4 protein-coding genes and 2 pseudogenes are annotated in these 6,705 nt (G+C 34.3%); 1 reads left to right on the top strand and 5 read right to left on the bottom strand.

The features are described 5' to 3' along the window. Window positions 1-248: 248 nt before the first annotated feature. On the bottom strand, window positions 249-1,208 hold the full coding sequence (trhO, locus tag FH036_RS13255; RefSeq protein ID WP_139895854.1) for an oxygen-dependent tRNA uridine(34) hydroxylase TrhO: 960 nt from the start codon (window positions 1,206-1,208) through the stop codon (window positions 249-251). Window positions 1,209-1,685: 477 nt separating this feature from the next. Between trhO and FH036_RS13250 the strand changes: the two genes are divergently transcribed. Further along, the gene (locus FH036_RS13250; protein WP_070805763.1) at window positions 1,686-2,981 is read left to right on the top strand and encodes an Nramp family divalent metal transporter; all 1,296 of its coding nucleotides are present in this window, start codon (window positions 1,686-1,688) and stop codon (window positions 2,979-2,981) included. Between the two features lie 68 nt (window positions 2,982-3,049). Here the strand turns inward: FH036_RS13250 and FH036_RS13245 are convergent, their stop codons facing one another. From FH036_RS13245 to FH036_RS13230, 4 genes and pseudogenes are all read right to left on the bottom strand, one after another. Then, a complete protein-coding gene (locus tag FH036_RS13245; protein WP_044790441.1) occupies window positions 3,050-3,898 on the bottom strand; it encodes an alpha/beta fold hydrolase in 849 nt (282 codons plus the stop codon). A gap of 12 nt (window positions 3,899-3,910) precedes the next feature. Then, a pseudogene (locus FH036_RS13240) lies at window positions 3,911-4,771 on the bottom strand (M23 family metallopeptidase). Window positions 4,772-4,853: 82 nt separating this feature from the next. After that, window positions 4,854-5,920: pseudogene (locus FH036_RS13235) on the bottom strand (sensor histidine kinase). After that, the gene (locus FH036_RS13230; protein ID WP_000240426.1) at window positions 5,910-6,608 is read right to left on the bottom strand and encodes a response regulator transcription factor; all 699 of its coding nucleotides are present in this window, start codon (window positions 6,606-6,608) and stop codon (window positions 5,910-5,912) included. Before FH036_RS13230 ends, FH036_RS13235 begins: the two are co-directional and overlap by 11 nt. Between the last annotated feature and the right edge of the window lie 97 nt (window positions 6,609-6,705).

Raw genomic sequence — 6,705 nt, 5'->3', positions numbered from 1 at the left:
CAAATCATTATAAATTCATACTGGATAAACCAATGTATTGGGCCTTATCAAATTACACAGACTTCTTGACGGAACCATTATATCAGCGCAACTCGAAATATATCAGCGATTTTTCAAATATATCAGCGCAACTCAAAATATATCAGCGATTTTTAAGATATATCGACTTACCGACAAAAACTGACAAAAACACACATAAAAAAGTACTCCAAATTTTAGTTTGGAGTACTTTTTTACACTATTATAGCTTACTTCCCTGCTTCGATTTTCTCTAATGCAGCAGCTACTTCCTCTTCCGTTAATTCATGTTGTATTACGTAGCGGTTACGTGGGCTTACACGGCATTCGTGAGAACATGCACGTAAATATTTCGCTTCGTTTTCTTCAGAACATAAAATTTTCTTGTTACATTCTGGATTTGCACAGTTTACATAGCGCTCACAAGGTTCACCTGTAAAGTGGTCTTTACCAACGATAACATGTTCTTTTTGGTTTACTGGTACAGCGATACGCTCATCGAACACGTAACATTGTCCATCCCAAAGCTCACCTTGTACTTCTGGGTCTTTTCCGTACGTTACAATACCGCCGTGAAGCTGACTTACATCTTCATAGCCTTCACGAACTAACCAACCAGAAAACTTCTCGCAACGAATTCCACCTGTACAATAAGTTAAAATCTTTTTGCCTTCAAGTACTTCTTTATTTTCACGAATCCAATCTGGTAATTCACGGAATGATTCGATATCAGGTTTGATCGCACCTTTGAAGTGACCTAAATCAAATTCATAATCATTTCGCGCATCAATGATAACTGTATCTTCTTGTTTCATTGCTTCATAAAAATCTTTTGGCTCTAAATACTTCCCAGTTATTTCGTGTGGGTTAATATCATCTTCTAGACGAAGTGTAACTAACTCTGGACGAGGACGCACGTGCATTTTCTTGAATGCATGACCATCAGCTTCATCTATTTTAAATACGATACCGTCAAAACGTGGATCGTTGTTCATTGCTTCCATGTATTTCTCTGTTTGTTCTACAGTACCAGAACAAGTTCCGTTAATACCTTCTTTAGCTACAAGGATTCTTCCCTTTAACTCAAGTGAATTACAAAATTCTAAATGCTCTGCCGCGAATTCTTCTGGGTTTTCAATTGTTGTGTACATGTAATATAGTAATACTCTGTATGGTTTTGTAGTTGCCAATGTATTTCTACCACCTATCTAATTTTTAAAATCATGTATAAGTTAACGTTCATATCAAAACATATATAATAAGAAAATGAATCCCATTTTCTTCTCTTTATACTATTTTCTATCAGTTAACAAAAATAAAAAAACAAGATTACACACCAAAACACTATGGTTATGTTGTAATCCCAATATATTATATATCATACAAATGCAATTCCATCAATTAATATGCTGTATTATCGGCTTTATTTTCACATAAATTTCAAAAACAGCCCTTTAATTCATTATGTTTCCCCACGTCATCACACCATAAACTCCCAATTTTTAATAACGCTACACCATTCATTGTATAAAGACATATAATTTGCACTAAGGAAACATTTATGTTCAAATAAAAATATCATCTAATACATTTAAATGTATTGAAATAAACAATAAGAATACTTACAATAATTTCATTATGTTAACATTTTAAAGGGGAAAACTACTATGAATAAAGATATATCAAAAGATGAACATGTCCCTTCTCAAAGTACAACTGTTCAATCAGCGCATTTAGCATTAAGCGGACAAACGAAAGGATTAAAAAGACTATTACCATTCCTAGGTCCTGCTTTTATTGCTTCAGTCGCTTATATTGACCCTGGCAATTTCGCGACAAATATTGCCGCTGGATCACAATACGGATATTTATTACTCTGGGTAATTCTCGCTTCTAATTTAATGGCTGTATTAATCCAAACTTTATCAGCTAAATTAGGAATCGCTACAGGTAGAAACCTTCCTGAAATTGCTCGAGAAAACTTCCCAAAACCTGTTTCCATCGGCTTATGGATACAAGGTGAACTCGTTATTATGGCGACTGATTTAGCTGAATTTATCGGGGCAGCACTCGGATTGTATTTATTATTTGGAATTCCAATGTTACCAGCTGCTTTAATTACAGCTGCTGGATCATTTATTATTCTCGAATTTCAACGTAGAGGCTTCCGTCCATTAGAAGCGATTATAACAGGAATGATTTTTATCGTTGTTATCGCTTTTGGTGTACAAGTCTTTTATGCAAAACCGGAATTAAGTCCTCTACTTTCAGGACTTTTCATCCCAAAATTCCAAGGCGTAGACAGTATATTACTTGCAGCCGGAATTTTAGGTGCGACAGTTATGCCGCACGCAATCTATTTACATTCCGCCTTAACACAGCGCCGCGTAGTCGGAACAAATGATGAACAAAAGAAAAAGATTTTTCGTTTCGAGTTTATTGATATCATTATCGCAATGATTATCGCTGGAGCAATTAATGCAAGTATGTTAATTGTTGCTGCTGCACTATTCTTTAAAAACGGCTTGCATGTCGAAGATCTTGATGTCGCTTTTAACCAGTTTAGCAACTTAGTCGGTCCTGTATCAGCTGCTTTATTTGGAATTGGTCTCTTATCAGCAGGACTATCTAGCTCTTCTGTCGGTACAATGTCAGGTGATATTATTATGCAAGGTTTCATTCGAATGCATATTCCGTTATACTTACGCCGATTTATTACAATGATTCCACCATTAGTTATTATCGCTTTAGGTGTAAATCCAACTTACGCTCTAGTCATGAGTCAAGTCGTCTTATCATTCGGTATTGCCTTTGCATTAGTACCACTTATTATGTTTACAAGTAGTAAAAAAATTATGGGTGCACTCGTTAATCACCGCATAACTACCTTTATCGCTTGGATCATTGCTATACTTGTTATCATTTTAAATATTTTCTTACTGTATCAAACGTTTGTAGGATAATGAAAGAAGAAGGCTGTCTCAAATTTTTGTTGAAGACAGCCTTCTTCTTTTTAAATTATAGATTTTCATCATCCATTTACATGACAGACCGTGCTTTCAACAAATTTTATAAACTCTTCTTCCTCCTCAATAAATGGAAAATGATTACTGTATTCAAATGTCGACATTATCGCATTTGGCATAAGCTCCGCTACTTCCACTGCAAATTCATACGGACACTGCGCATCATAAATTCCAGCGTAAATATGGGCTGGTATATTTACATTCTCTAATTGTAAACGTAAATCAAATGTAGGTAACTCCTTATAAGAAAAATAATCAAGACGCTTTGATACTGTTTTACCGCTGTTCGGTCTAGCAATCATTTCATCATACGCTGATTCATTATATAAAGACATCATTGTCCACTCTTTATTTACGTCACGCCTCTCATCAATTGTAGAAGCTACGTCCCTGAGCACTGCAAATATTTCTCTTAAACGAGCATTTTGATCATTATCTCTACAATAAATACTATTTTTGTGATTCATATACTCGGCTGATGCACATAATCCGCCAGCTATAATTTTTACAAGCCTCTCTGGACACATTATCGCATATTGTAAAGCTAGCATTCCACCTGTTGAATGACCTGCATACGTCCAATCTTTAAAATTCAACGCCTCACGTATCGCTTCTAAATCACGTACTGCATCTACCATTCCCAAATTATATTTAGTGGTGTCATGTGTAGAATTTCCGCATCCTCTTAAGTTTATAAGATACACTGTGTAATGATTCGTAAATGCAGAAGCAAATAAATTACCATTACTATTAAACTCACTGTATAAATGTGTTACACAAAGTGGTTTTCCTTCTCCCTTTTGAAAATACTCAAATTTCCCTCTATCAGTTTCAATATAATATTTCTCCCACATCAGCGCTTCCCCCTAATTACCTCTTATATATTCTCCTCTTTCTGGCATCATCGCACCTTTTTCAGTTTGAAAATACAGCGGCAATCCTTCCGCTAAAAACATACTTACCTTTGATGGATCCTGCCTTTGATGATGAATATGTAAATGTGGCTCACTTGAACTTCCTGAGTTACCGACCTGAGCAAGAAATTCTCCTTCATTTACATGTTGTCCTTCTTTAACTTTAATGGATCCTTGCTTTAAATGGGCAAGAATTAAATATGTCCCTGATTCATCTAGTCGTATATAAATATGATTACCCGCCATTGATTGAAAATCATCCGATCCAGGCTCTACATCTTTTTCATCATTATTGATGGATACAACTGTTCCAGTAGCTGGTGCTATTACTTTCGCTCCATATATTCCATAATCCTCTAACTTACTACTTTTCACTTCAGCAGGTGGAATGAGAATATCATATGCCCATCGTTCATTCGGTTTGATAACGTGATAGTTCGTTTCTAAACGATCACCGCCCCAGCCAATTAATGCTCGTTCATTCAAAGGAAAGCGCACGACTACTTTAGGGCTCGTAGAATGTACATCTGCCGGGTAAGCAAGTCTACCAATGTTCGCAAACCATCCTAAAGGCCAAGCTCCAATGATAGAGAAAATAACGATGAAGAGTAGCGCTCCATCTATTCGTTATCTGAAAATTCCTTTCCACACAATTAGTAACGTTACCCCTATTAAAATAAAGAGTGATACTATGCTAAAGGCTTGTATACTCCACCACCCAATGACTGATATAACACCTTTAGCTAAATAAACTATACTCCAACTTGTAAGTAAAACAGCAACTAAAATTACTAATACATATTTCTTCCACATGTCGCATCCCTACTCTCATATCTTTGTTCTACATGATACGAATTAAAAATTACGACATATAAAAGAAATACTTACGACTTTCTTACAATTCTTTATGCTGCGGTAAAGCGATAGTGAAAACAGTTTCTTTCTCGTTACTGCGCACAGTGATATCCCCTTTATGAAACTCTGCTATGCTTCTCGCAATTGCAAGCCCCATTCCTTTTCCACCTGTATGAGAGCTGCGTGATTTTTCACCGCGATAAAACTTCTCAAAAACGTAAGGTAAGTTCTCATCCGGAATACATTGCCCAAAATTTTTAATTTCTATTTCAACATTCATGTCTCTTTTAGAAACTTGAATTACAATCTCCTTTCCGTCTTTTCCGTACATAATACTATTACTAATTACATTTTCGAATACCCTCACCATAAGCGCTACATCCATTTCCACATGTAACTTCTTATCACCTTTTATACAAAAGCTCATATTGGCATCATCTAGTTGTGGTACAAAATCAATCATAATTTGTTCCATTAATGCTTTCATATTTACTACACTTTTATGTAATTCAATCTCTCTATAATTTATTTGACAGTATTCTAATAAATCATCTACTTGATTTTTTAATTCATAACTTTTTCGCTTTAATATACTTACATACTGTTCACATTCTTCTCCATTTGCATGCAGCTTATTTCCTAACAAGTCCGCGTAACCAATTAAAGATGTTACTGGTGTTCGTAAGTCATGCGAAATATTACTAATCATTTCATTTTTCATTTCCTGTGATTTTTTTCATTCTCGATAGACTCTTTTAAACTTTTGGCCATTCTATTTACATTTGCCGCTAGTTCACCAATCTCATCGCTTTTCGAAATAGGTATATGTATTTCAAAATTACCTTCACTTATTTCTTTCACGTTCTTGTTAATTTGAGACAACCTTTTCATCAGCGTTTTTGTCATGAATGCAAAGTATGTTGTAGTAAAAATCAAAAAAACTATAAAATATAAAAATGAATATTTTTCCTCTAAAACATTAACCTGACTATATATATTTCCAACCAAAATTTGAAACACTATTATACTTACAGTCGCTAATAAGATGCTACATATGAATGCGATAAAAAACTTAGCTCTAATGCCTTGTAATAATTTAATCTTCAATTTTATATCCGACTCCCCAAACATTTTGAATAAACTTCGGTTCTTTTGGATTCTCTTCAATTTTATTTCTTAATCTTGCGATATGAACCATTACTGTATTATTGCTTTCATAAGCCCTTTCTTTCCAAACGCTTTCATATATTTCTTCAATAGTAAAAACACGATTCTTCGCAGCCGCCATTAAGTACAAAATATCATATTCAGTTTTCGTAAGATTGATTATTTCTCCGTATAACATTACTGTTCTAGACACTTCATCTATTTCTAAACCTCTAATACTTATTTTCTTTTCTATTACTTGGACAGCATTTTGATTGAAATATGTATACCTTCTTAATTGAGCTTTCACTCTCGCTATAAATTCAATTGTACTAAACGGCTTCACAATATAATCATCTGCTCCCGTACTAAATCCTATTACCTTATCTACATCCGATGATTTTGCGCTTAAAAACATAATTGGTAAACTATGTTTCTCTCTAATCCTTCTGCACAATTCTATCCCATCCATTTGTGGCATCATAATATCCAAAATAGCAAGTTGAATACTGTTATTATTTATGATTTTTAAAGCCTCTTCTCCGTTATGAGCACTTAAAACTTTAAAACCTTCTTGCATTAAATTCGCATTAACAAATCGAACAATATCTTGATCATCATCTACAATTAAAATTGAGTTTTTCACCATATACAAACCTCTTTTTGAAATATATTCCACAATCAATTTTATCACAAATTAAAACCGTACTTCCCTCTTGAATAATCTTTATTTTCAGACTAGATTA

This window comes from Bacillus sp. CD3-5 (assembly GCF_006349665.1).
Lineage (GTDB): Bacteria > Bacillota > Bacilli > Bacillales > Bacillaceae_G > Bacillus_A > Bacillus_A paranthracis.
Note: the sequence above shows the minus strand (reverse complement) of the source record. Positions and strands in the feature narration are given on the sequence as shown.